The organism is Erythrobacter sp. (assembly GCF_035194505.1).
Classification (GTDB): domain Bacteria; phylum Pseudomonadota; class Alphaproteobacteria; order Sphingomonadales; family Sphingomonadaceae; genus Erythrobacter.
In genome coordinates, this window is record NZ_CP136573.1 from 850,419 (window position 1) to 873,691 (window position 23,273).

A 23,273-nucleotide genomic window follows, 5' to 3' on the forward strand; every position below is an offset into this window, starting at 1 on the left:
ACCGGTGCCGGGTGGCCTATTTCGCGCCCGCTTCCGCCTCACCCGCCTCGGCACGCGCCTGGCGCAGCACCGCGCCCACCTTGTCGCCGATCGCCGCCACGCTGAACGGCTTGGGGATGAAGTGCATGTCGGGGATGTCGATGTCGCGGCGCAGCTGTTCCTCGGCATAGCCCGACATGAACAGAACCGGCATCTTCGGCAGCTTGGCTCTGATCGCGCGCACCATGGCGGGGCCGTCCATGCCCGGCATCACCACATCGCTCACCACGATATCGAAGGCAGCACCGGGCTCGGCAATTGCAGCCAGTCCCTCTTCCCCGCCCGAGCAGGCCTTCACCTCATAGCCCGCCCGTGCGAGCGCGCGCTCCGCAACCGCGCGCACCATGTCCTCGTCCTCGACCAGCAGCACCTTGCCGCCTGCCGACCATTCGGAGGATACCAGCGGCGCTTTCGTCTCGCGCTTCTTGGGCACTTCGCCGCGGTGCACCGGCAGGTAGACCGTGAAACGCGCGCCGGTCGGATGGCCCTGCTTGTCCAGGACATTGTCGGCAAAGATGAAGCCGCCCGATTGCTTCACGATCCCGTAGGCGGTGGACAGGCCGAGACCGGTGCCCTTGCCCTGCTCCTTGGTGGTGAAGAACGGCTCGAACAGCTTGGGCAGCACATGGGGCGGGATGCCGCCGCCCGTATCCTGCACGATCAGGACGGTATAGTCGGCGGCCGGCAGCACCTCCGAGCCGAGCTGCACCACTTCGGTCGCGTGCAAATGGCGGGTGTAGAGCGAAATCCGCCCCGTCCCCGGTCCACGCGACTGGATCGCGTCTCGGGCGTTGACCGCAAGGTTCATGATCACCTGTTCCAACTGCTGCGGATCGGCGCGCACCGGGCCCAGATTGCGATCATGCTGGACGTAAAAGGTGATCCTCTCGCCGAGCAGCCGCTTGATCAGCGGGCTCACCTCGCTCACCACATCGGGCAGCTGGATCACCTCAGGCCGCAAGGTCTGCTGGCGCGAGAAGGCGAGCAGCTGGCGGGTGAGCGCGGCGGCGCGGTTGGAATTGGCGCGGATCTGCTGGATATCGTCATAGTCGCTGTCGCCCGGAATATGGCGCAGCAGCATCAGATCGCATGTGCCGATGATCGCGGTCAGCACATTGTTGAAGTCATGCGCGACCCCGCCCGCAAGCTGGCCCACGGCCTGCATCTTGGTCGCCTGGGCAACCTGACGGCGCAGCTGGTTTTCCTGGCTCGAATCGGCCAGGCTGAGCAGCACCGCTGCCTCACCTAGCCCGCGCACCCCTGCAAGGCCGAGCGAGACCGGCTCTTCAGGACTGTTCACCAGCCGCACCGCGACATCGCCGCTGGTCGAAGGCCCACGCCCGTGACGGCGCACCGCGTCGGACAGCGCAGCCTTGTCCTCGCGCGTAACCAGATCGGTCGGGAAGGCCGGCAGCCCCCGCCCCTCGCGGTCCACGGCTCTGAGGAAGGCCTCGTTGCCGAACAGGAAGCGCCCGTCGCGATCGGTCATGGCAAGGCCCAATGGCAATTGCCCGAGCAGCGCATCGAGCTGCGCCACACCGGCCTGCGAGGTGCCGTCCCAGCCCGAACCAATGCCCACGCCGCTGTCGATCAGCAGCATCAGCGAAGTCGCCTCGTCCGGCCCGGCGGGCTGAGCCTGCGTCGCGGGATCAGTGAGTGGAATATCGACGAGGGTCTGCGGCGTTCCGCCCCGCCCTTCGCGCGCGAAGAATATCCGGTCGCGCTCGTCGGTGCGCAGAAAGCTGACGAAATCCTGCCCGACCAGCGTTGCCCGCTCGTCTCCCGAGGCGCGTTCGGCAAATCCGGCGCTGACCGCACGGATCACGCCGTCTGCCGTGGTGATCGCGGTCTCGATCCCGGCGCGGCTCAGCATCTTGCCGAAGGGCCCCGACAGATCGAGCGCACCGAGGCTCACGCCGCTGGCCCGCGTGATCGGTCGCAGGCGCCAGACCAGATGATCATCCCCTCGCCCTGCGCGGCGGGCAGAGACCTGCCATTCCGTCTCGCCCTCGCCATCCGACAGGCTGTCGATCGCTGCCGCTCCGTCGCGCCACGCGTCACGGGCAAGCCGCGTCAGCGCTTCGAGCGCCCCGCGCGCGAAGGGCAGCGCTGGTGGCGCAGCGGTGGTGCCGAAGGTCTCGATGAAGGCACTATTGGCGCAGACAAGGCGGTTGGCGCGGTCGGTGATCGCCACCGCCTCGCCCGCCTGCTCGATCGCGGCAACAGTGACGGTCCAGTCGGGAGAAGTCTGCTGGTCCTGCGCAGGCGCAGTGCGCATCCGGTCGATCATCAGCCCCGCGCCGAAGAGCAGACCGACACCCAGAAGAAAAACCAGCGCGACGAGCCAGCTCGAGGTCGCCACAAACAGCACCAGCGCGCTCGCCAGCAGAGCCCCCGCAAGGCCGCCCGCCAGCGAGATCGGAGGGAGCGGCATCCCGGCACCCGTCGGCGACGGCATACCGACATCACTCTCGCGTTTGGCAATAGGGCGTTTGAGCTCGGACAAGCGCTAATGTTCCCGTGGCTGGATCGGGGCCGGATTCAATCACGCTCCGGCCGGCAGCTTTCCTAACGCGAGCCGAGCCTGCGGTCGAGCCGCGCTTCCATCACCTTCAACCGTCTGGCGCGTTTGCGGGCCACCACGGCGCGCCACACCCAGCCGGAGATGAAATAGCCGATCACCGGCGCAACGAAAGACAGCACCAGATAGCCGACCAGCGTCGCCCCGGCGACGGCATAGGCCTCGGACATATAGGCCCAGGCCCCGCTTCCGGCCTTGGCGCTGACCACGGCGGGAGCCGCCGCACCGAACTGCAGCACGAATTCGCCGGTGCGGTTGGCGATCACCAGCCAGAAGGGCAGCGTGAAGGGATTGGTGACAAAGGTGACCAGCGCAGCCAGCGGCACATTGGCGCGCACCGGCAGGGCAAGAAAGGTCGAGATCAGGATCTGCCCCAGAGGGAAGATGAAAGCCGCAAACAGCCCCAGCGCAACCCCGCGCGGGACCGAGCGACGCGTGAAGCGCCACAGCTCGGGCGAAAGCACGCGGTGGGCGACCGGCGCGAGAAAGCGGTTTTCCGCCATTTCCTCGCGCGTGGGCGTGTTCTTGCGGATGATGTCCATCGCCCAGGTCTTGGAGCGAAAGCCCAGCCCCTTCTTTGCGCCACGCTCGCCAGTCATGGATGCACCTTGCCCGCGCGCACGGAGCCAACGCGCCGAAGCGCAGCCTTCAGCCTTTCGGGAAGAGCGGGGATCATGCAAGCCACCATGTCAGGCAATATGGGTAGCATCGGTTTTCTGACCAGTAGGTGAATCCGGCGGAAACGGCGTTTTTTTAGCCGCGCTCGCGCATCAGGCGCGCCTTGTCACGTTTCCAGTCGCGTTCCTTGATGCTGGCGCGCTTGTCATGGGTCTGCTTGCCTTTGGCGAGCGCCAGCTCGACCTTCGCGCGGCCCGTGCGGTTGAAGTAGATCGACAGCGGCACCAGCGTCATGCCCTTGCGCTCCACCGCGCCGAACAGCTTCTCGATCTCGCGTTCATGCAGCAGCAGCTTGCGCGGGCGGCGCGGCTCGTGATTGAGGCGGTTGCCATGGCTGTATTCGGGGATGTTGGCGTTGACGAGCCAGACCTGCGAACCCTTCACCTCGGCATAGCTCTCGGCAATGCTCGCCTCGCCGGCCCGCAGCGCCTTCACTTCGGTGCCTTGCAGCGCGAGCCCCGCTTCGAAAGTGTCCTCGATATGATAATCGAAACGCGCACGACGGTTCTCGGCGACGGTTTTGAGCTTGTCGAAGGTTACGGGTTTGGGACGTGCCATAAGACCGCGCGATTTAGGGATGCGCGCGCCAAAAAGCGAGGGGCTTTGCGCTTTTGCCCTGTGCGCGGTAACCTTGGCCACTTGCGGGGTAAGTCAGGGGGGACGACGCGCATCATGGAGACGGTTCAGCCATTCAGCATTGCAGGCGAAGAGATTGCGCCGGGCACGATGCGCGATCTCGCCTTTCCGATCACCACCATGGCGACCGGAAACACCTCGTCGCTGGGCGTCCGGGTGCTGCACGGAGCAAGACCCGGTCCCGCGATCTTCGTGAGCGCGGCGATCCACGGGGACGAGATCGTCGGGACCGCGGTGGTCCAGCGGCTCGCCCAGACGCTCGATCCGCAGGCGCTGGCGGGCACGGTGCTGTTGGTACCGGTCGCCAACATCTTCGGTTTCATGACCCATTCGCGCTATCTGCCCGACCGGCGTGACCTCAACCGCTCCTTCCCGGGCAGTGCGGGCGGTTCGCTTGCAGGGCAGCTGGCGCATATCTTCTACCGCGAGATCGTGGGCCGCTGCGAACTTGGCATCGACATCCACACCGCCGCGATCCACCGCTACAACCTGCCGCAGATCCGCATCGCCTCGGGCAACAAGCGGCTGGTGGAGCTGGCCATGGCCTTCGGCGCGCCGGTGATCATCGAAAGCCCCTTGCGCGATGGCTCGCTGCGCGACCTTGCGCAGAAAAAGGGCGTCGACATGCTGCTGATGGAAGCGGGCGAGGCACTGCGGTTCGACCGGCTTTCGATCGAGACGGGCGTTTCGGGCGTGAACCGGGTGCTGGCCCATCTCGGCATGATCGAGGCTGACGACGGCCTCACCGAAGTCGGCATCCCGGCGCGCGCCAACAAGTCGAGCTGGGTGAGAGCGCCGCGCGGGGGCGTGACTCACCGCGTGCGCAAGAGCGGGGATCCGGTGCGCAAGGGTGATGTGCTGGCGCGCGTCACCGGCCTGTTCGGCGATGATCCGCTCGAATTGGTCAGCCCGATCGACGGGATCATTATCGGCCACGCTACCCTGCCCGTGGTGCATCAGGGCGACGCGCTGTTCCACATCGCTGCCATCCCCAACCCCGAACGCGTGGGCGCGCGGATCGACACGATCACCGATGCGATCCTCGCCAGCGAGCCCGAAGGCTCGGCCGAACGACTGCTCGACGAGGACGAAGTGGTCTAAGCCGGCAGCACGCCCGCCAGCACCAACGCTTCGTCCACGGCGCGCTTGGCTTCGTCCGAGCACTCCACGAGCGGCAGGCGCACTTCGGGCGCGATCCAGTCGTGGACGCGGGAGAGCGCATATTTCACCGGCGCAGGGCTTGCGTCCGAGAACATCGCGTAGTGGAGCGGGAACAGGCGATCATTCAGCTGCCGGGCCTTCTTCAGTTCGTTGGCGGCGATCGCTTCATGGAATTCCGCGCACAGCGCCGGAGCGACATTGGCCGTCACCGAAATGCACCCGCGCCCGCCCGCTGCCGCGTGGGGCAGCCACAGCTCGTCATTGCCTGAAAGCTGGCAGAACTCGCGCCCGATCCCCATGCGGTGATCCGCCACGCGGCTGAGGTCTCCCGAGGCATCCTTGATGGCGATGATCCGGTCGGGATATTTGCGCACCAGCTCCACCACAGTGTCGTCGAGCAGATCTGTCACCGTGCGCGCGGGCACGTTGTACAGCACGATCGGCAGCTCGCAGTTTTCCGCCAGATAGCTGAAATGCGCGATCAGCCCGCGCTGGCTCGGGCGGTTGTAATAGGGCGCAACGCACAGACCCGCAGCCGCGCCGGCCTTCTTGGCGAAGTTCATGTGCAGCTGGGCATTGCGGGTGTCGTTCGAGCCGCAGCCCGCGATCACCGGCACGCGCCCGGCGGCCTGCTCGATGCACACCTCGATCACGCGGTGATGCTCGGCATTGGAGAGGGTTGAGGCCTCGCCCGTCGTGCCGCAGGGCACCAGCGCCGCGCTGCCGTTCTCGATCTGCCAGTCGACCAGCCGCCGGAAGGCCGCCTCGTCAAACGACCCGCCGCGAAAAGGAGTCACCAGAGCGGGTATCGATCCGCTGAACATTGCTTTTGTCCTTGCATGCCATCTAGACTGCCCGAGCGGCACGGATGGAATGAATCCGCCTCGCTCTTCGTTAAGCGCCTACTAAGGAGCCGATCGGCACAATGTCCAGCATGGTCGATACCCCCGCAACGAAGACCTTCACCCGCCTGCCTGCCCGACTTGTCGCTGCGGTGGTGGCGGTGCTGGGGTTTGCGGGCGTGCCGGCCGCGGCGCAAAGCTGGGGAACACCGGCTGACGGCGGCAATCTGGTGGCGCGTGCAAGCGGGGAGATGGACACGGCCCTTGCCCGCTGGGAAGCACTTCAGGCCAGTCGCGAGATGCGCTTTGTCGATTATGCCGGCTTCGTGCTCGCCTATCCCAATTTCCCGCGCGCCGAGATCCTGCGGCTGCGCGCGGAGAACGCGCTTGATCGCGATGCGCCGTCGCAGGCCGATATCCTGCGCTATTTCGATGCCTTTCCGCCGCTCACCAATCCTGCCCGGGCACGCTATGCGCTGGCGCTCGCCGCAGCCCAGCGGCCCGAGGCCTTTGCAGAGGCGAGAAAGGCTTGGCGCGGCGGGGCAATGGCCGATCCGGTCGAACTCTATCTCGCCGGCCTCTATGGCCCGCAATTCACGCCCGAGGATCACGCCGCACGGGTCGATGCGCTGCTTTGGCAGGGCAAGGCCGATGCGGCATCGCGGCAGATCATCAACCTCGCCGAGGCTGACCGCCCGATGGCCCTCGCCCGGCTTTCCCTGCTGCGCCACAGCCGCCCGGACGAGGCCGGGATCACCGCGCCTGCATCGGCCATGTCGGACCCGGGGTTTGTCTATAACCTCGTCAATTTCCTGCGCGCCAGCGGACAGAATGCCGAAGCCGTGCGGGTGTTGGCGACCGGGCCGAATTTCACCCGCCCGGCGCTCGATCCCGAGGATTTCGTCGCCGACATGCTGGCGCTCGCCAAGTCCGGTACCGCGCGCGAAGCGGCGTTGATCGCGGCGCGGGTCGATGATCTGTTTGCGCCGGGAGAGGATGTCTCCAAGACGAGCTTCACCTTGCGCGATCGCTACACCGATCTCGTCTGGCTCGGCGGCACCAAGGCGCTGTGGAGCCTTGGCGACGGCGCGGCCGCTGCCCCGCTGTTCCGCCGCTATGGCGATGCCGCGCGCACGCCGCTGACCAAGGCCAAGGGCTATTACTGGGCCGGACGTGCAGCGCGTCAGGCCGGGAACGAGGCCGCAGCGCGCGGGCTGTTCGAGACCGCCGCCCAGTGGCCGCATTACTATTACGGCCAGCTGGCGATTGCTGCCCTCGGCCGCGAGATGCCGCGTTTCGAGCCCCTGCCCGAGGTGGCGATCACAGCCGCCGACCGCTCCGCTTTCGAGAACAACGCGCTGGTGCAGGCGATCCACGCCATGGCCCGCAACCGGCGCGACTGGCGCACCGAGCGGCGCTTCTTCGAGGCGCTGGGCGATGAGGCCGATACCCCGCAGGAACTCACCATGGCCGCGCAACTGGCCGCCGAAGTCCGGCTCGATGAGATGGCGGTGGTGATTGGCATGAAGGCAGGCGAGAACGGCCTGACCGGCTATGAACGCATCGGCTTTCCGGTGATCGCCACGGCGGTGGTCAATGACTGGACGATGGTCCACGCGATCAGCCGTCAGGAAAGCGAGTTTGACCGCACCCGCGTTTCCCATGCCGGTGCGCGCGGCGTGATGCAGTTGATGCCCGGCACCGCGCGCGAGCAAGCGGGCAAGCTCGGCATGAGCTATCTCGCCGCCGATCTCACCGGCTCGCCCTCTTACAACATCCAGCTGGGCGATGCCTATTTCGCGCGGATGCTCAGCTATTACAGCGGTGCCTATCCGCTTGCGGTGGGGGCCTATAATGCTGGGCCGGGCCGCGTGAACGAATGGCTGCGCCTCAATGGCGATCCGCGCACCGGAGCGATCGACTGGGTGACCTGGGTCGAGAAGATTCCCGCCAATTTCGAAACGCGCTATTACATCATGCGCGTCATCGGCAATGCGGTGACCTATTCGCACATGTATCCGCGCGAGGCCGGTCTACCGCGCCCGATCAACACCTTCCTGCGCTGACGGCAAAGCCATGAAACCGGCGGGTCCACCCATCACGCAAGCGGGCATGGCGGCCTTGAAGGCACGCTATGACCATCTGCTGGGCACCGAGCGCCCGGCGATTGTCGAGATCGTCAGCTGGGCGGCGGGCAATGGCGACCGCTCGGAGAACGGCGACTATCTCTATGGCCGCAAGAAGATGCGCGAAATCGACCGCGAGCTCGCTCACCTCGCCCGGCGGATGAAGGTGCTGCGGGTGGTCGATCCGGCGACAGCAGTCGACCGGAGCCGCGTGTTCTTCGGCGCGCGGGTCACCATCGCGGACGAGGATGACAACCATCAGACCGTTCAACTGGTCGGCGATGACGAGGCCGATGCAGGCGCGGGCCGTATTGGCTGGAACGCGCCGCTGGCACGCGCGCTCAGGGGCGCTGGCGTGGGCGATCTGCGCATTGTCACCCTGCCCTCGGGCAGCCGCGAATGGGAAGTCATGGACATCGCCTATGACTAGGCTGGCCGTCCTACCCCTTGCTGTGCTCGCCCTTGCCGCGACACCCCTTGCAGCGCGCGACAGTCTGGGCGTTTATGAGAGCTGGGCCGCGTTCCGCGATTCGAGCCCTGCGCGATGCTATGCCATTGCCAAACCGCAAGGCGGCCCCGCCGCTCCGGCCTATGCAACAGTGTCGAACTGGCCGGAGCGCAAGGTGCGCGGCGCGGTGCATTTCGTGCTCTCGCGAGAGGTCGCCGCAAAAGGCGCCGTGCGCCTCAGCCTCGGCAGCAAGCGCTTCACGCTGGTTGCCAAGGGTCGCAACGCCTGGGCTGCCGATCCGCAGGGCGATGCCGCGATTATCGCCGCCATGCGCTCCGCCACCAGCATGAGCGTGTCTGGGCCCGGCTTCACGGATCGCTACACGCTGGCAGGCGCCGCCACCGCCATCGACGCGGCCATTGTCGGGTGTGCCAAGCGCTGACTCGCCAAACGGCGCTTCTCGCACTATAGGGCCGCCACCCATGGCCGATACTGCACTCATGACCATTCCGGGCCTCGTTGACCCGGTTCCCGCCTCGCGCGACATCACGCCGCGTGCCGATGGCCGTATTGACCTCATCGGCCTGCCCCGCCCGCGCATCCGCGAGCTGTTCGAGGAAGCGGGCCTCGATGCCAAGGCCGCAAAGCTGCGCGCCAAGCAGGTGTTCCACTGGCTCTACCACCGCGGCGTCACCGATTTCGAGGCGATGACCGATATCGCCAAGCCGATGCGCCCGTGGCTCGCCGAACGCTTCGTGATCGGCCGGCCCGATGTGGTCGAGGCCCAGCATTCGGTCGACGGCACCCGCAAGTGGCTCCTGCGCACCGCCGACGGCCATGATTTCGAGATGGTCTTCATCCCCGACGAGACGCGCGGCACCCTGTGCGTCTCCAGCCAGGTCGGCTGCACGCTCACCTGTTCGTTCTGCCACACCGGCACGATGAAGCTGGTGAGGAACCTCACCCCTGGCGAGATTGTCGGCCAGGTGATGCTTGCCCGCGACGCGCTGGGTGAATGGCCGCGCGGAACGATGATCAGCGATGCCGACGTGATCGACGAGGATGACGAGGCGGGCCACTACACCGCCGATGGACGCCTGCTCACCAACATCGTGATGATGGGCATGGGCGAGCCGCTCTACAATTTCGATCACGTGCGCGATGCATTGAAGCTAGTGATGGATGGCGACGGCCTTGCCCTCTCCAAGCGCCGCATCACGCTTTCGACCAGCGGCGTCATCCCGATGATGGAGCGCTGCGGCGAAGAGATCGGGGTGAACCTTGCCGTGTCCCTGCATGGCGTGCGAAAGGATGTGCGCGACGAGCTGGTGCCCCTGAACAAGAAATACGGCATCGACGATCTCTTGCAGGCCTGCGCCGACTATCCCGGTGCCTCGAACGCGCGGCGCATCACGTTTGAATATGTGATGATCAAGGACAAGAACGACAGCGACGATGACGCGCGCGAGCTGGTCCGGCTGCTCAAGGAATACAAGCTGCCCGCCAAGGTCAATCTCATCCCCTTCAACCCCTGGCCGGGTGCGGGCTACGAGACCTCGCCCCCCGAACGCATCCGCCGCTTTTCCGAAATCGTCTTCGAAGGCGGCTTTTCCGCCCCGGTGCGCACGCCGCGCGGTCGCGATATCGATGCGGCTTGCGGGCAATTGAAGACGGCGGCCGAGAAGAAGTCCCGCGCCCAGCGCGATCGCGAGGCGGCTGAAGCAGCTGCTGGTGCTGCCGCCGCGCTTGATTGACGCTATGGCCCACGCGGCGTAGTCTTGCAGACACCTCGACGAGGGAGGACCGCATGACGCCCACCGGCCCAAAAATCACCATGCTGCTCGGCGCTTTTGCGCTCGCGGTGACATCCGTTCCGGCCACCGCACAGTTCGGCAGCCTGCTCAATTCCTCCAAGCGCGGCGCGGACAAGGCCGATAATTGCGGCAAGGGCAAGAAGGGGGATCGCGGACGCGGGGCGCTCGGCGGGTTGCTCGGCGGCGCGGTTGACGAACTCGCCCGCAGCGCAGGGATTTCATCCTGGGTTCCGGTGCCCGAATTCTCCGACCAGCTCTCCGAAAGCATCGCCTGCCGGCTCGATCCCGAGGAGCAGAAGCAGGCCGCCGAAGCCACGCTCGAAGCCACCCGCGCCGAGGGCGAGGACGCCGTGCCCGAAGTCGGGGCGAGCGCATCATGGACCTCGGCCACGCGCGAGAATGTGAGCGGCACCTCCACCGTCACCTCGCGCGATGCCTCGCAAGGCAGCCTCGACTGCATTACCGTCACCGATGTGGTGATCATCGAGGGCGAAGAAGCCCGCGCCGAAAAGCGCATGTGCCGTGCGCCGGGCTCGGCCCGCTATTCGATCGTCGCGTGATCGCCTTCGCCCGCCCCCTTGCAGCGCTCGCCGCACTGGCCTTGCTGACGGGGGCAACCGCCATGGACAAGGACAACCCCACCTGCCCGGCCGAACCAGATTTCGGCCCCCGGACCGCGATGACGCTGACGCCGGCCGACAAGGGCGGCAAGCGCGTGCTGCTGGCCGAAGGGACGATCGATGCCACCCTGCCCGACCGGCTCAAGGCGGCCATCGAGGCGGACGAGCGGATCGAGGAAGTGTGGCTGCGATCGCGCGGGGGCGACGCGCGGGCGGGCAATGCCGCGGGCAAGATCATCCGCTCCTATCGCGGGATGCTGACCCGCGTGCCTGCCGGCTGGGCGTGCTTTTCCTCGTGCAACTTCGTGTTCATGGGCGGGGACCGCCGGGTGGTCGATGAGGGCGGGGTATTCATGGTCCACATGTTCACCCACACGCAGGATCGCGCGATGATCGACGAGGCGGTGATCGAAGGCAGCAAGGCCACCACCGAACTCATCGGCAGCATCGAGCAGTCCTCGGCGATGCTGGCGAGCGAGGATAATGACTTCCTCATCCGCATGGGGATCAGCCGCAAGCTGCTGACCGATGTGATGTACAAACAGCAGGCGGTGAAGAGCGCGGAGAATCCCTCGACCCGCTATTGCCTGAGCCAGGCCGAGGTGCGGCAATACAACGTCATGCCGCTTGAAAAGCCCGCTTCCTGATCGCACGTGAGCACCGATCCCGACACCATCGCCTTCTATCAGGCGCGCGCGCCGCACTGGGTGTTCCATTCGGGCGAGCGCCACAGCCACCAGCTTGATGCGTTCCTCGATCGTCTGCCGCCTGGTGCGGCAGTGCTGGAACTGGGCTGCGGCGGCGGGCGCGACGCGGCATGGATGCGCGCGCGCGGCTTTGCCGTCGATGCGACCGATGCCACCCCGGCGTTGGTCACCCGCGCCAATCAGGCTTTCGATCTGGGCGCGCGGGTGATGGCCTTCCACGAACTGGACACAAGCGCTGCTTATGGCGGGGTCTGGGCGCAGGCCTGCCTGCTGCACTGCCCGCGCGAAGCGCTGCCCGATGTGCTCGCCCGCATCCACCGCGCTCTGGTGCCGGGGGGATGGCACTTTGCGAGCTTCAAGCTGGGCATGGCAGAGGGCCGCGATCTGCTCGGGCGGCTACACAATTTCCCGCCCTCCGACTGGCTGATCGCCGCCTATGAGACAGCCGGCTTTGTCATCGCCGCGCAGGAGATCTATGCCGGCAAGGCCTCCGACGGCACCATGCGCGACTGGATCGATCTCACTGTGAGAAAGCCATGACTATCTGGACCATCACCGCCATCTGCACCGGAACCGCGCGCGCCTTCAACGGCGCGGAGACCAGCGCGATTGCCAAGCGCCCGCGTGAGGGCCCGGTGCAGGTTCTGGCCGAAGGTCTTGCCCCTGACGAGCAGGCCGACCGGAGTGTGCATGGCGGGCCGGAAATGGCGCTCCACCTCTATCCGCTCGATCACCATGTGTGGTGGCGCGGGATCATCGGCGATCATCCCGCGCTGGACGAGCCGGGCGGCTTCGGATCGAACCTTGCGGTCACCGGCCTTACCGAAGAGATGGTCCATATCGGCGAGCGCTTCCGGCTGGGGACCGCGCTGATCGAAGTCAGCCAGCCGCGCCAGCCGTGCTGGAAGATCGAGCACCGCTTCGGCCACAAGGGCATGGTCGCCCGGATCATCACCAGCGAGAGGAGCGGCTGGTATTTCCGCGTGATCGAGCATGGCGAAGTGAGCGCGGGCGATTCGCTCGAACGTGTCAGCATCGGCGCCAGCGACTGGAGCGTCGCCCGCACTTTCCGCGCGCTGGTGGCCGGAAAAGCGAGCGCGGCAGAGCTCGAGGAACTCGCCGCTCTTGCCCCATTGAGCCCGAAATTGCGCGAAAAAGCGGCCATTCGTCGCGCATCGGCAACGCCCTGACCGGCAGTGGGAATAATCGCCCAACCTTAACCGTTTCCCCTGTGTCTCGTTCATCTTCCATTCGACTGAGATGAACGAAAACAGTCTGGCTCCATCGGGGAGCCGCCACAAGGAAACGCACCATGAAACACCTTGCCCTGATCGCCGCCGCCGGGTCGCTGGCGGTTTTCGCCGCCCCCGCGCAGGCTGCCGAACTGCCCGCCGCGCCCGCTGCACTGCCGGTCTTCGCCGGCTTCCATGACACCGCCCTGCCCTTCGCGCCGGTGGCCGCCTATGGCCGCGACGACTGGGACGATGACGACGACGACTGGCGCGATCGCCGCGAGAGCCGCCGCTGGCGCGAGCGCAACCGCGGCTGGGAAAATGGCCGCCGCGTGCGGGGCCGCGATTACTGGCAGGGCGATGACGGCCGCTGGCGCTGCCGCCGCGACGACGGCACCACCGGTCTGCTGATCGGTGCCGGGGTCGGCGCGCTGATCGGCCGCGCGATCGACACCCGCGGTGACCGCACGCTCGGCACCCTGCTCGGTGCCGTCGGCGGCGGCCTGCTGGGCCGGGAAGTCGACCGCAGCGAGGTGCGCTGCCGCTGATCCGCCGCTACCGGGGCGTGCAGTATCCGCAATTGATGCTGCCCCCCGCCGCTGGTAGCTTTCGCTCCATGCGCATCTTGATCATCACCCCCGCATGAACCGCCCCGCCGTGCTTGTCACCGGCGGGGCGACCCGTATCGGCGCTGCCATCGTGCGCGGCTTCGCCAAGGCGGGCTGGCATGTGGTGATCCATTACCGCGCCTCGGCCACGCTCGCTGACGACCTTGCCGCCACCCTGCCCTCGGCCGAAACCATCGGCTTTGATCTCAACGACGATGATGCAGCGGTGGCAGCGATCACCGCGCTCGCAGGCCGACTTCCCGATTGGCGCTGCCTCGTCAATTCGGCTTCGGTGTTCGATTACGACCCTGTCACGGCGCTCGACCCGGCGACCTGCCGCGAGGCGATGCAGGTCAACGCCCTGGCGCCCGCGCGCATGGCCCAGGCCTATCTCGCCCATGCGGCAAGCAAGGCGACGCGCACGGTGATCCAGATCACCGACATGAAGATCGCCAACACCAATCCCGATTTCTTCAGCTACACCATGTCGAAGCACGCGCTGGCCGCCACCATCGGAATGCTGGCCAAGGGCGCATCCTCGCCGCAGGACCGGATCTACGGCATTGCGCCGGGCGCGATCCTTGCCAGCCACGACCAGAGCGAGGAAGAAACCGAACTCTCGCACCGCCTCAACCTGCTCGGCCGCAAGACAGGGCCGGAGGAAATCGCCGATGTGGCGGTGTTCCTCGCTGGCGGAATGCTGGCCAGCGGGCAGAGCCTGTTCATCGACAGCGGCCAGCACCTGCTGGATCAACCGCGCGACGTGATCTGGCTGGCGCGCGAACAGGCCTAGGGGGGCGGCATGGCGAAGAAGCACGCATTCTCGACAAGGCTGTGGCACTGGGTGAATGCGGGCGCGATCATCGTGCTGTTCATGTCCGGGCTCAACATCTCCAACGCCCACCGCTATCTCTACTGGGGCGATTACGGCTTTGACCCGAAAGACGCGTGGCTTGCGGTGATCCGCTTCCCCGGCTGGGCGACAATCCCGGGGCATTACAACCTTGCTCTGGCGCGCGACTGGCACACGCTGGCGGCCTGGCCTTTCGGGCTGGGGGTGCTGTTCATCTGGGTCGCGATGCTCGCGAACGGACATTTCCGCCGCGATCTCGTGACGCGCCGCGCCGACTGGACCCCGGCCGCCGTGATCGCCTCGCTCAAGGCCCATTCGGGCGGAGGGACGACGCATGGCTACAACCCGGTGCAGCGCATTCTCTACGGCCTTGTCTTCGGGGTGCTGCTGCCGCTGATGCTGTTCACCGGGCTGGCGATCAGCCCCGGCTTTCAGGCGGCGGCGCCGTGGCTGATCGAGCTGCTGGGCGGACGGCAGAGCGCACGCTCGCTGCACTTCATCGCCGCCTTTGCGTTGCTGGGCTTCTTTCTCCTCCACATCGTGCTGGCGCTGGCCGATTGGCGGCTGATCCTCGAAATGGTCACCGGGGGCGAGCGCGCAAGCATTCCCGCACCCGTAGCCGATGACGAAGCCGCAGAAGGAGCGCCCGCCCATGGTTGATCTGCCGCGCCGTTCGCTGCTCGCCGGGATAGCCGCCTTGGGCGCTACCGCCTGTTCCAAGATCAACGAGAGCGAGACGACCCGCAGCCTGTTTGCAGCGGCCGAGGACGGGCACCGCGCCATCCACCGCGCGCTGGCGGGCAAGCAGGGGCTGGCCCCCGAATACAGCCGTGCCGAGCGCTCGCCCAGCTTCAAGGGCAATGGTTCGGTAACGGTGACCGATCCGTTCTATCAGGACCAGCTCGCCAAGGGCTTTCCGGACTGGAAGCTGGAGGTGCGCGGGGCGGTCGATCAGCCGCTCGCTCTCACCCTCGCCGACATCCGCGCCCTGCCCCAGCGCACCCAGATCACCCGCCAAGATTGTGTCGAGGGCTGGAGCGCGATCGGCGAATGGACCGGGGTGCAGCTATCCGTGCTGCTCGATGCGGCCAGGGTGCGCAAAGAGGCGAACTTCATCGTCTTTCGCTGCGCCGATACGCTCTACAACAACCCCTATTACGAGAGCATCGATATGGTCGATGCCTATCACCCGCAGACCATCATCGCCCATGCGCTGAACGGCGAGCCCCTGCCCGAAAAGAACGGCGCACCGCTGCGCATGCGGATCGAGCGGCAGCTGGGATACAAGCACGCCAAATATGTGCAGGTGATCGAGGCGGTCGAAAGCTTCGCCGACATCGGCAAGGGCGGCGGCGGGTTCTGGGAGGATTATGCCGGCTACCAGTGGTATGCGGGTATCTAGCGCGCAGCCTAGCTTTCGGGAAACAGCCTGAGCATGGTTTCCCAGTCGGCCGCGACGATCTCTTCCAACACGCCGAGGTCCACGTCAGCCAGCTTGTTGATGTAGAGACAGCTCTTGCCGGTCGAATACTTGCCCAGCCGCGCAAGCATCTGCGCACGCCCCGCAGCGGTGATATCGTCGCAATAGCCACCCATCAGATAAAGCGAGTGCTTCGCCTTCCTCGGGCTGAAGCCGCTGCGCATCCAGTGGACATCGCGCCCGCTCTCATAGGTCGTGCGGTACTCGCCGTAACCGATGATCGTCGGCCCCCACATCTTCGGCGCCTGCCCCGTCACCCGGCGGAACATCGCGTCAAGCACAAGCGCATCGGCGCGCTTGGCCTCGGGTTCGACAGCGGCAATGAAGTCTCCCACCGCCTGATCGGTGATCGTGGTCTTGGCCTCGCTCATGAGCGTCTCCTGACGTAGCCTCATCCGCATATGCCACAGGTTTGCGCGAGGCGATATGCCCGCCCTCGCGGATTGCCTCTTGCGGTGCGCCCTGATACGGGCCCGCGCAATCATTCCCAAGGAAGCGTGCCATGGCCCAGCCCCAGAAAGTCGTCCTCGCCTATTCGGGCGGCCTCGATACCAGCGTCATCGCCAAGTGGCTGAGCGTCGAGCGTGGCCTCGAAGTGGTGACCTTCACCGCCGATCTCGGCCAGGGCGAGGAAATCGAGCCCGCGCGCGCCAAGGCCAAGGCGATGGGCATCCCTGATGATCACATCTTCATCGAGGACCTGCGCGAGGAATTCGTGCGCGATTTCGTCTTCCCGATGATGCGCGCCAATGCCCGCTATGAAGGCGACTACCTGCTCGGCACCTCGATTGCCCGCCCGCTGATCTCCAAGCGCCTGGTCGAGATCGCGCACCAGACCGGCGCGGACTTCATCGCTCACGGCGCGACCGGCAAGGGCAATGATCAGGTGCGCTTCGAACTCAGCGCCTATGCGCTCGATCCGGACATCAAGGTGATCGCTCCGTGGCGCGAATGGGATCTGACCAGCCGCACCGCGCTGATCGCATGGGCCGAGGCGCACCAGATCCAGGTGCCCAAGGACAAGCGCGGCGAAAGCCCCTTCTCGACCGACGCGAACCTCCTGCACACTTCCTCGGAAGGCAAGGTGCTGGAAGACCCGTGGCAGGAGACGCCCGACTACGTCTATTCGCGCACGGTCAATCCGGAAGACGCGCCGGATGTGCCCGAATACATCACCGTCGATTTCGAAAAGGGTGACGGCGTTGCCCTGAACGGCGAGACGATGAGCCCCGCCACCCTGCTCGCCGCGCTCAACGATCTGGGGCGCAAGCACGGCATCGGCCGGCTCGATCTGGTCGAGAACCGCTTTGTCGGCATGAAGAGCCGCGGGATGTACGAGACCCCGGGCGGCGAGATCTATGCCCGCGCGCACCGCGGGATCGAGCAGATCACGCTGGATCGCGGCGCAGCGCATCTCAAGGACGAGCTGATGCCGCGCTATGCCGAGCTGATCTATAACGGCTTCTGGTTCTCGCCCGAGCGCGAGATGCTGCAGGCGGCGATCGACCACAGCCAGGACAAGGTCACCGGCACGGTGCGCCTGAAGCTCTACAAGGGGCTCGCGAGTGTGGTCGGCCGCAAGTCGCCCTATTCGCTCTATTCCGAGGCCCATGTGACATTCGAGGATGATGCCGGGGCCTACGACCAGAAGGACGCGGAAGGCTTCATCAAGCTCAACGGCCTGCGCCTGCGTCTGCTTGCGCGCCGCAACCGGGACGCCTGATCGGCCTCAGCAAGCGTGGAAAAGCGAGTCGCGCCGCTCGGCTTGGGGGCACGGGCGCGATAATCTGACGTCAGCCGGGCGGTTTCGTTCCCGGCGCATCAGGCATTTTCGCAAAATGCGACGAGCCGTTGATTTATCCACTCGTGTCCACAGGCCAAATCGCCCGGAGTGGAAAACTAAGGCTTCGGAATGTTGCCAGAGCGCCGGTTGAGGCGCACTTTGAACCTGTCTTCGGGACACCAACCAGCCGGAACAGAAAGCCGCAAGGCCTTGAAGTTCGGAGGGGAAAATCCCAAGGATGGCGGTGGCAATTGTCCACGCGCCCGCCGAGAGAGGGCATGCAGGAGGCTTCGGCCAAAGGCAAGCCAGCTCGTTTGAAGCGGGAGCGACGCTAAAGCCACCGGACAGGCCGCGAACCTGGCCGGAACGGGTGATGGAGAGGAACGCAAGTTCCAAACCGCCGCAAGCCCGGATCGGAGGAAGGGCAAGGCCTCGGCCAAGCGACTGCGCAAGGCAGCGAGAATTCGGCAGGCTTTCGGGCCGATCGAAGGACGCTAGCGGGCAGGAGCGAAAGCCGGATGCCGGCGCGAGCGCCGGTGAGCAATCCCGGTGCGAAAGGTCGCAAGACCGGACGCGCAGGGGCCAGACATCGGGCGCCAAGCACGCCCCGCAAAAGCAGGGAAGACGGAAGGTTCGCCGGAAGTCAGCCAAGCCAAACGGGGGGTCCACACGCCGGTGAGAGTGGGGTCGGCAGCAATGCCGGCCCCATTTGCTTTGGGCCGCACCCTGCCCCTTCCTGATGCCGCGAACCGCCGCTTTTCCCGAGTCGCAGCGTGCAAAACGCTCGTGTGCGCAGCGCCCCGGATCTGCGTTTCACCGCAAAAGCCGTGCAACTGAGCGGCAGGTCGAGCCGATCCGGCGACGAGCCGTTGCCGCGATTTGATTTCGGTAAGAACCGCCTCCTAAGGCCAAACTCATGTGGACGGGAATCCCCATGACCAGCCTGACGGCACGGACCCTGCGCAACGCGCTGATCGCGGGCGGGCTTGGCCTTGCCCCGCTAGCCGCATCGACTGCTGCGACCCCGTCCGATGGCGCGCTCCCGCTCGAAGCCAGCGCCGAGATTGCTGCCGCCACCGAAATGATGCCGCTCGTCGCCGCGCCTGTTGCTGCTCCGGCAGAAAGCCAGCCGGTCGAAATGGAAGCCGAAACCGGCACCGCGATCGGCAGCGGCAGCGCGTCCTATTACGCCAGCAAGTTCCACGGTCGCCGCACCGCCAGCGGCGAAGCCTTCGACAATGGCGCGATGACCGCCGCACACCGTTCCCTGCCCTTCGGCAGCCTCGTGCGCGTCACCAACCCCGCCAATGGCCGCAGCGTCGTGGTGCGCATCAATGACCGCGGCCCCTTCAGCCGCGGCCGGTTGATCGACGTCAGCCGCGCAGCCGCCGAGGAACTCGGCATCGTCGCGCGCGGCCACGGCACGGTCGAGCTCGCACTGCTCGAAAGCTAGAGCCTTTCTGGCGCCCCGTGTCAGGGGTTGTCGGAATAGGTCATCCCCAGCGCCGAGGTATCTCCGCTGACCTTCAGCTTGAGCCGCGCCATGCGCATGGCCGAGGTGTTGCGCAGCAGCGCCATCTCGCCCGAGGCAAACTTCGCATTGACCTCGCCGCCCGGTGCCACGGTGCCGCGCACCTGCGCCGCGCTGCTGCCTTCGGCCCGCCCGAGCACCTCGACCGCAACCGGCCCGGTATTGCGACCGGTGACAGCAAAAGCGCCTTCCTGTCCGCCGCCCAGTTCAAAGGTCTTGCCCGCCCCGATCTGCAAGTCGGAATTGATCGTCCCGCCCATGACAGGCGCGGCGAAGCCTAGGGCCAGCGCGCCCAGCCCTGCCAGCAGCGGCAAGCCCGAACGGCGCGAAAAGGTGAGAGCTCGGTGCATGGGGAAGCGTCCTTGTGTCTGTCCCGTCGCTTCGAGCTACGCCCCGACGAAATGGAAGGATGCATCCCCTCTTGCACCCTGCCACGCCGTAGCTAGGACAACCACGCTGGCAGCGCGGGGGCGCGCTAGGGCCAGGCCGGCGCACAGGGGACCATCGCCATCACACTCGCACTGATCCTGCTCTACGTCTTCGGTCAGGTGCTGCTTGCCGCCTGGGCAGGACGCGGAGCGAAATCCGATGCCGACTATCTCGTCGCGGGCCGCTCGCTCGGGCCCTTTGCCGTCGGGATGAGCCTGTTTGCGACATGGTTCGCCTCCGAAAGCCTGATCGCCACCTCCTCCGAAGTGGCCAGCAGCGGCCTTGCCGGCGCGCGCACCGAGCCCTTTGCCTATGCCCTCGGCATCCTCGCCATCGCGCTGTTCTTTGCCTATCGGCTGCGCAGCGGCGGCTACATCACCATCGCCGATTTCCTGCGCGCCCGCTTCGGCGAGGGGACCGAGGTGCTCGCTGCGGGTGTGATCGCAATCAGCGCCACCACCTGGTCGGCCGCCCAGCTCTTTGCCTTTGCCACCATCATCGACACCGCCTCGGCGCTCGATTTCACCACCGCGCTGGTGGGCGCAACCTTGCTGGTGATGACCTACACGATGTTCGGCGGCCTCGCGGGCGATGTGGTGACAGACATGATTCAGGGCCTGATGATCGTCGCCGCCATGGCGATCCTCGGCTGGCTGATGATCGACGCCCATGGCGGGATCACCGCAGCCGTGGCGAGTGTCCCGCGCGAGGCCTGGACTTTCTCCCTGCCGGGCGAAAGCTGGGTTGCCTGGGCCGAGCTGTGGCTGGTGCCGATAGCCGGGACGATGGTGAGCCAGGAGGCACTGTCGCGCACGCTGGCCGCCCGCTCGCCCGAGGTCGCGCGCAAGGGCGCGCTGACAGGGGCGGCGATCTATCTCGTGGTCGGCCTCGTTCCAGTGAGCTTCGGGCTGTTCGGCCCCTCGCTCGCGCCGATGCTCGGGGTCGATCTGCCCACCGACGAGACCTTCCTGCCCACTCTGGCCGAGGCGCTGTTTCCGGCATGGCTGCACATCGTCTTCACCGGCGCGCTGCTCTCTGCGATCCTGTCCTCGGTCGATTCCGCCCTGCTCGCGGTCTCGGCCGTGGCGACCGAGAGCGGGTATCGCCGCTTCAACCCCGCCGCCTCCCCGCGCACCATGCTCCACGCCGCCCGCGGGGCGACACTGGTGGCGGGCGTGATCGCCGCGCTGGTGGCGGCTTCGGGCGAGTCCTTGCGCGATCTGGTGCTCGATGCCGGCGCCGTCGCGGCGGTGCTCGCGGTGCCGATCATCATGGGGCTGGCCGGGCGCGGAGCGGGAACGCGCGCAGGCATGGCCGCGATCATCGTCCAGGCGACATTGCTGGTGGTGCTCGACTGGTGGCTGGGGATCGAGGGCGCCTTCCTGTGGATGATCGCCGCCGGGTTCGCGAGCTTTGCCGCCGTCACCCTCGCCGCCCGCCGCAGGCCCGAAACCCCCGCCACCCCCGCCTGAATTTTTTCGCATTTCCCGCAAAGGGTTGCCCCACCTTGGCCGGTTAAGAAATCGGCGCGGCCGCCTCGGGACTGCTCCGGATCGGAGACAATCCGGATTGCGGCACAGGCATGCGAGGCACACAACCTTGCTGCGCACACATGGTGCTGCGGGGGAGAGACAATGTTCTATCTGCACATTCCCAAGACCGGCGGGCAGACCCTTGCGCGCCGGATCGCCTCGGCCTTCCCGCCCGGCCGCGCGCATCTGCAGGCCGGACAATTCACCTACCCCGATGATTGCGAGCGCCTTGCCGTGTGCCTTTCCGGCCATGATTTCGTCGAAGCCCATGTCACCGGAGAGCTACTCGCGGCACGTCCCTTGCGCGATCTGCTGGTGACGGTGCGCGAGCCGGTGGCGCAGATCATCTCCAATTTCCGCCACATCCGGCGCGAGCCCGAGCGCCGCCTCAGCCGCGCCGCGCGCGAGCTCGATCCAGGCACCTTCCTCGATCATTTCGGCGACTTCTTCACCGATTTCCAGAGCCGCTACCTGCTCTCCGCCTTCATGCCGCTGGGGCTGGCGGAGGAGCGTGCCGGCTTCTGGCCGCTCGCCGCAAAGCACCTGCCCAAGGTGCTGGAACAGGTGCGCTGGCTCGTCCCGACGGACCGGATCGACGCCTTCGTCCCGCTGTGGGAGGCGGAGACCGGACGGCAGGCGGCAGAGCGCAGCTATGCCACCAATCACGCGCCCGATGACGGGGTGGATCTGCCCGCGCTGGAGGCCGCGATCCGCGCGCGGCCGGCGCTGTTTGCGCTCGACAATGTGCTCTACCAATATGCGCAAAGCCGCTTTGCCGCTTGGGCCGTACAGGTGCAGCAGCAGACCGCCCCGTGGGACTATCCCGCCAATGCCGCGCGGGTGTTCCATGCAGGCGGCGGCGGAGTGTGGCTGCGGCGCGGGTGGTATCCGTCCGAGGCAACCTGCCACGGCGCGGGCAACTGGGCCGGGCCGGCACGGCGCAGCGACATCTCCCTGCGGCGCGGCGCGGGGCAGGAGGTGCTGGCCTTCGATGTCACCGTCATCAACGGCATCACCCATGACGGCATCACCGCCCATGATGCGCGCAGCTTTGCCCCCCTCCCCTTGCGGCACGAGGAAATCGCCCCCGATCTGCGGCGCTACCGGATCGACATTTCCGCCCTGCCAGACGTGTGCGAGATCGCGCTGATGGTCCCCGATTGCTATGCCGCGATCAATGTCTTCCCTGCTGGCGAGAGCGGTGATCTGGAGCGGCGCAGCTTCCTTGCCACGGGCTGGCAACTGGCCCCGGCGGAGAGCCCGAAAGCGCGCAAGACCATCCCTGCCGAAGCGGCGAGCGAAGCCCCTCCCCCGATCGAACCCGCAGCCGAAGCAATCCCCGCCGAATAGGGGGTCAAGGCAGGCTCAAGAGGGGGTCAAGTGCGTGCCAACTCGGGGTCAAGTTGGGGTCAAATCGGGGCTAGAGGGGGTCTAACGGGGGTCTGAAACGGGCTCTGGCGGGGATGTTTCATGTCTAGAGCGCTGTTTTCGCACAATTTTCAATGTTTCACGCTGGCGAGACAAGGCCAGATGCGCGCTCCGGAGCGTTTTTCGCGGGCCGCAGGCCTATCACGCAGCCACCCGCGTAGGAAACCGCCGCGCGGGGCTATCCCACCCAGTCTCGCACCTGCGCCGCCAGCCATTCCACCGCCTGAACCTCCCACATCCCGCCATAGACCACATACGCAGCAAGCAGCCCCGTCAACCCCAGCGCGGTGAGGAGCGCCTTGCGCTTGTCAGGCCCCGAGAGCGCCGCCTAGCTCACCCCCCTTGCGCAGCCGCGCAAGGAGCGGCGCGGCAAGGATCGCGAGGACATAGAGGAACGGCAGCAGTCCGATGACGCGCCACACCACATCGCCAAAGGCCAGCGAGAGCGCGAAGAGCACCAGCACCACCGGCACAATAAGCAAGGGCGCGAGGCGCAGGGTTGCGATCAGCGCATCGACATTGGTGCGGTGGTGGAGTTCTTCCAGCGGGAGGTTGCCCGAGGGATCGAGGTATGGGTCCTCGTGCTCCCACAGCGGCGCGTCGGGGGGTGGATCGGTGGGGGTCATGAGGGGGGGGTGGTTAGGTTAGGTTCGCCCGCGGTTTAGAGCGGTTTCCACACGATCTGATTCGTCAGGGATTCCCTTCGCGGCGCCGTTGTGATTCAGACTTCCTGCTGGTGGCAGGA

At 66.5% G+C, this 23,273-nt stretch carries 24 protein-coding genes; 17 read left to right on the forward strand and 7 right to left on the reverse strand.

Going from position 1 to position 23,273, the window contains the following annotated elements; genetic code table 11:
- Positions 1 to 16 precede the first annotated feature (16 nt).
- From RSE14_RS04230 to smpB, 3 genes are all read right to left on the reverse strand, one after another.
- A complete protein-coding gene (locus RSE14_RS04230; protein ID WP_324075993.1) occupies positions 17 to 2,473 on the reverse strand; it encodes a hybrid sensor histidine kinase/response regulator in 2,457 nt (818 codons plus the stop codon).
- A gap of 134 nt (positions 2,474 to 2,607) precedes the next feature.
- Positions 2,608 to 3,219, reverse strand: a complete 612-nt coding sequence (locus RSE14_RS04235; protein WP_324075994.1) for a DUF2062 domain-containing protein — start codon at positions 3,217 to 3,219, stop codon at positions 2,608 to 2,610.
- Positions 3,220 to 3,373: 154 nt separating this feature from the next.
- The gene (gene smpB / locus RSE14_RS04240) at positions 3,374 to 3,856 is read right to left on the reverse strand and encodes an SsrA-binding protein SmpB (RefSeq protein WP_324075995.1); all 483 of its coding nucleotides are present in this window, start codon (positions 3,854 to 3,856) and stop codon (positions 3,374 to 3,376) included.
- Between the two features lie 114 nt (positions 3,857 to 3,970).
- Between smpB and RSE14_RS04245 the strand changes: the two genes are divergently transcribed.
- On the forward strand, positions 3,971 to 5,035 hold the full coding sequence (locus RSE14_RS04245; protein WP_324075996.1) for a succinylglutamate desuccinylase/aspartoacylase family protein: 1,065 nt from the start codon (positions 3,971 to 3,973) through the stop codon (positions 5,033 to 5,035).
- On the opposite strand, the gene dapA is transcribed toward RSE14_RS04245, so the two are convergent.
- On the reverse strand, positions 5,032 to 5,919 hold the full coding sequence (gene dapA, locus RSE14_RS04250) for a 4-hydroxy-tetrahydrodipicolinate synthase (RefSeq protein WP_324075997.1): 888 nt from the start codon (positions 5,917 to 5,919) through the stop codon (positions 5,032 to 5,034). The genes RSE14_RS04245 and dapA overlap by 4 nt on opposite strands.
- Before the next feature lie 101 nt (positions 5,920 to 6,020).
- Between dapA and RSE14_RS04255 the strand changes: the two genes are divergently transcribed.
- The 12 genes from RSE14_RS04255 to RSE14_RS04310 all read left to right on the forward strand — a co-directional run bounded on the left by RSE14_RS04255 (position 6,021) and on the right by RSE14_RS04310 (position 15,747).
- Positions 6,021 to 8,003, forward strand: a complete 1,983-nt coding sequence (locus RSE14_RS04255; protein ID WP_324075998.1) for a lytic transglycosylase domain-containing protein — start codon at positions 6,021 to 6,023, stop codon at positions 8,001 to 8,003.
- A gap of 10 nt (positions 8,004 to 8,013) precedes the next feature.
- Positions 8,014 to 8,493 (forward strand): GreA/GreB family elongation factor, encoded by a 480-nt coding sequence (locus tag RSE14_RS04260; protein WP_324075999.1) that lies wholly within the window; start codon positions 8,014 to 8,016, stop codon positions 8,491 to 8,493.
- A complete protein-coding gene (locus tag RSE14_RS04265) occupies positions 8,486 to 8,953 on the forward strand; it encodes a hypothetical protein (RefSeq protein WP_324076000.1) in 468 nt (155 codons plus the stop codon). The genes RSE14_RS04260 and RSE14_RS04265 overlap by 8 nt, the downstream gene beginning before the upstream one ends.
- 40 nt (positions 8,954 to 8,993) lie before the next feature.
- A complete protein-coding gene (gene rlmN, locus RSE14_RS04270) occupies positions 8,994 to 10,265 on the forward strand; it encodes a dual-specificity RNA methyltransferase RlmN (protein ID WP_324076001.1) in 1,272 nt (423 codons plus the stop codon).
- A 53-nt stretch (positions 10,266 to 10,318) separates the two neighbouring features.
- Complete coding sequence (locus tag RSE14_RS04275; protein ID WP_324076002.1) at positions 10,319 to 10,885, forward strand: hypothetical protein; 567 nt, start codon at positions 10,319 to 10,321, stop codon at positions 10,883 to 10,885.
- Positions 10,882 to 11,592, forward strand: a complete 711-nt coding sequence (locus RSE14_RS04280) for a COG3904 family protein (RefSeq protein ID WP_324076003.1) — start codon at positions 10,882 to 10,884, stop codon at positions 11,590 to 11,592. Before RSE14_RS04275 ends, RSE14_RS04280 begins: the two co-directional genes overlap by 4 nt.
- A gap of 6 nt (positions 11,593 to 11,598) precedes the next feature.
- Positions 11,599 to 12,192: a class I SAM-dependent methyltransferase gene (locus RSE14_RS04285; protein ID WP_324076004.1), complete on the forward strand. Its 594-nt coding sequence runs from the start codon at positions 11,599 to 11,601 to the stop codon at positions 12,190 to 12,192.
- Positions 12,189 to 12,842, forward strand: a complete 654-nt coding sequence (locus RSE14_RS04290) for an MOSC domain-containing protein (RefSeq protein ID WP_324076005.1) — start codon at positions 12,189 to 12,191, stop codon at positions 12,840 to 12,842. Before RSE14_RS04285 ends, RSE14_RS04290 begins: the two co-directional genes overlap by 4 nt.
- Positions 12,843 to 12,964: 122 nt before the next feature.
- Positions 12,965 to 13,432 carry a glycine zipper 2TM domain-containing protein gene (locus RSE14_RS04295; protein ID WP_324076006.1) on the forward strand — a complete coding sequence of 156 codons (468 nt, stop codon included), beginning with the start codon at positions 12,965 to 12,967 and terminating at the stop codon, positions 13,430 to 13,432.
- A gap of 94 nt (positions 13,433 to 13,526) precedes the next feature.
- On the forward strand, positions 13,527 to 14,285 hold the full coding sequence (locus RSE14_RS04300; protein WP_324076007.1) for an SDR family oxidoreductase: 759 nt from the start codon (positions 13,527 to 13,529) through the stop codon (positions 14,283 to 14,285).
- Positions 14,286 to 14,294: 9 nt separating this feature from the next.
- Positions 14,295 to 15,005 (forward strand): cytochrome b/b6 domain-containing protein, encoded by a 711-nt coding sequence (locus tag RSE14_RS04305; RefSeq protein WP_324076008.1) that lies wholly within the window; start codon positions 14,295 to 14,297, stop codon positions 15,003 to 15,005.
- Entirely contained in the window at positions 14,998 to 15,747 is a 750-nt protein-coding gene (locus RSE14_RS04310; protein ID WP_324076009.1) for a molybdopterin-dependent oxidoreductase, read from the forward strand. Before RSE14_RS04305 ends, RSE14_RS04310 begins: the two co-directional genes overlap by 8 nt.
- 8 nt (positions 15,748 to 15,755) lie before the next feature.
- Here the strand turns inward: RSE14_RS04310 and RSE14_RS04315 are convergent, their stop codons facing one another.
- Positions 15,756 to 16,196 carry a DUF1801 domain-containing protein gene (locus tag RSE14_RS04315; RefSeq protein ID WP_324076010.1) on the reverse strand — a complete coding sequence of 147 codons (441 nt, stop codon included), beginning with the start codon at positions 16,194 to 16,196 and terminating at the stop codon, positions 15,756 to 15,758.
- Between the two features lie 131 nt (positions 16,197 to 16,327).
- On the opposite strand from RSE14_RS04315, the gene RSE14_RS04320 reads away from it, so the two are divergent.
- Complete coding sequence (locus tag RSE14_RS04320) at positions 16,328 to 17,548, forward strand: argininosuccinate synthase (protein WP_324076011.1); 1,221 nt, start codon at positions 16,328 to 16,330, stop codon at positions 17,546 to 17,548.
- A 994-nt stretch (positions 17,549 to 18,542) separates the two neighbouring features.
- Positions 18,543 to 19,061: a septal ring lytic transglycosylase RlpA family protein gene (locus tag RSE14_RS04325; protein ID WP_324076012.1), complete on the forward strand. Its 519-nt coding sequence runs from the start codon at positions 18,543 to 18,545 to the stop codon at positions 19,059 to 19,061.
- 20 nt (positions 19,062 to 19,081) lie between these two features.
- Here the strand turns inward: RSE14_RS04325 and RSE14_RS04330 are convergent, their stop codons facing one another.
- Positions 19,082 to 19,489 (reverse strand): hypothetical protein, encoded by a 408-nt coding sequence (locus tag RSE14_RS04330; protein WP_324076013.1) that lies wholly within the window; start codon positions 19,487 to 19,489, stop codon positions 19,082 to 19,084.
- 198 nt (positions 19,490 to 19,687) lie between these two features.
- Between RSE14_RS04330 and RSE14_RS04335 the strand changes: the two genes are divergently transcribed.
- Both RSE14_RS04335 and RSE14_RS04340 read left to right on the forward strand, forming a co-directional pair.
- Positions 19,688 to 21,040, forward strand: coding sequence for a sodium:solute symporter family transporter (locus tag RSE14_RS04335; protein ID WP_324076014.1), 1,353 nt, complete (start codon positions 19,688 to 19,690; stop codon positions 21,038 to 21,040).
- A 162-nt stretch (positions 21,041 to 21,202) separates the two neighbouring features.
- A complete protein-coding gene (locus tag RSE14_RS04340) occupies positions 21,203 to 22,450 on the forward strand; it encodes a hypothetical protein (protein WP_324076015.1) in 1,248 nt (415 codons plus the stop codon).
- A gap of 386 nt (positions 22,451 to 22,836) precedes the next feature.
- Here RSE14_RS04340 and RSE14_RS04345 read toward each other — a convergent pair whose 3' ends face one another.
- On the reverse strand, positions 22,837 to 23,154 hold the full coding sequence (locus RSE14_RS04345; RefSeq protein WP_324076016.1) for a hypothetical protein: 318 nt from the start codon (positions 23,152 to 23,154) through the stop codon (positions 22,837 to 22,839).
- Positions 23,155 to 23,273: the final 119 nt, after the last annotated feature.

Coding starts and splice junctions, on each gene's coding strand:
- RSE14_RS04230 (WP_324075993.1), bottom strand. CDS start 2,473: ATGCCGCTCCCTCCGATCTCGCTGGCGGGCGGCCTTGCGGGGGCTCTG.
- RSE14_RS04235 (WP_324075994.1), bottom strand. CDS start 3,219: ATGACTGGCGAGCGTGGCGCAAAGAAGGGGCTGGGCTTTCGCTCCAAG.
- smpB (WP_324075995.1), bottom strand. CDS start 3,856: ATGGCACGTCCCAAACCCGTAACCTTCGACAAGCTCAAAACCGTCGCC.
- RSE14_RS04245 (WP_324075996.1), top strand. CDS start 3,971: ATGGAGACGGTTCAGCCATTCAGCATTGCAGGCGAAGAGATTGCGCCG.
- dapA (WP_324075997.1), bottom strand. CDS start 5,919: ATGTTCAGCGGATCGATACCCGCTCTGGTGACTCCTTTTCGCGGCGGG.
- RSE14_RS04255 (WP_324075998.1), top strand. CDS start 6,021: ATGTCCAGCATGGTCGATACCCCCGCAACGAAGACCTTCACCCGCCTG.
- RSE14_RS04260 (WP_324075999.1), top strand. CDS start 8,014: ATGAAACCGGCGGGTCCACCCATCACGCAAGCGGGCATGGCGGCCTTG.
- RSE14_RS04265 (WP_324076000.1), top strand. CDS start 8,486: ATGACTAGGCTGGCCGTCCTACCCCTTGCTGTGCTCGCCCTTGCCGCG.
- rlmN (WP_324076001.1), top strand. CDS start 8,994: ATGGCCGATACTGCACTCATGACCATTCCGGGCCTCGTTGACCCGGTT.
- RSE14_RS04275 (WP_324076002.1), top strand. CDS start 10,319: ATGACGCCCACCGGCCCAAAAATCACCATGCTGCTCGGCGCTTTTGCG.
- RSE14_RS04290 (WP_324076005.1), top strand. CDS start 12,189: ATGACTATCTGGACCATCACCGCCATCTGCACCGGAACCGCGCGCGCC.
- RSE14_RS04295 (WP_324076006.1), top strand. CDS start 12,965: ATGAAACACCTTGCCCTGATCGCCGCCGCCGGGTCGCTGGCGGTTTTC.
- RSE14_RS04300 (WP_324076007.1), top strand. CDS start 13,527: ATGAACCGCCCCGCCGTGCTTGTCACCGGCGGGGCGACCCGTATCGGC.
- RSE14_RS04305 (WP_324076008.1), top strand. CDS start 14,295: ATGGCGAAGAAGCACGCATTCTCGACAAGGCTGTGGCACTGGGTGAAT.
- RSE14_RS04310 (WP_324076009.1), top strand. CDS start 14,998: ATGGTTGATCTGCCGCGCCGTTCGCTGCTCGCCGGGATAGCCGCCTTG.
- RSE14_RS04315 (WP_324076010.1), bottom strand. CDS start 16,196: ATGAGCGAGGCCAAGACCACGATCACCGATCAGGCGGTGGGAGACTTC.
- RSE14_RS04320 (WP_324076011.1), top strand. CDS start 16,328: ATGGCCCAGCCCCAGAAAGTCGTCCTCGCCTATTCGGGCGGCCTCGAT.
- RSE14_RS04325 (WP_324076012.1), top strand. CDS start 18,543: ATGACCAGCCTGACGGCACGGACCCTGCGCAACGCGCTGATCGCGGGC.
- RSE14_RS04330 (WP_324076013.1), bottom strand. CDS start 19,489: ATGCACCGAGCTCTCACCTTTTCGCGCCGTTCGGGCTTGCCGCTGCTG.
- RSE14_RS04340 (WP_324076015.1), top strand. CDS start 21,203: ATGTTCTATCTGCACATTCCCAAGACCGGCGGGCAGACCCTTGCGCGC.
- RSE14_RS04345 (WP_324076016.1), bottom strand. CDS start 23,154: ATGACCCCCACCGATCCACCCCCCGACGCGCCGCTGTGGGAGCACGAG.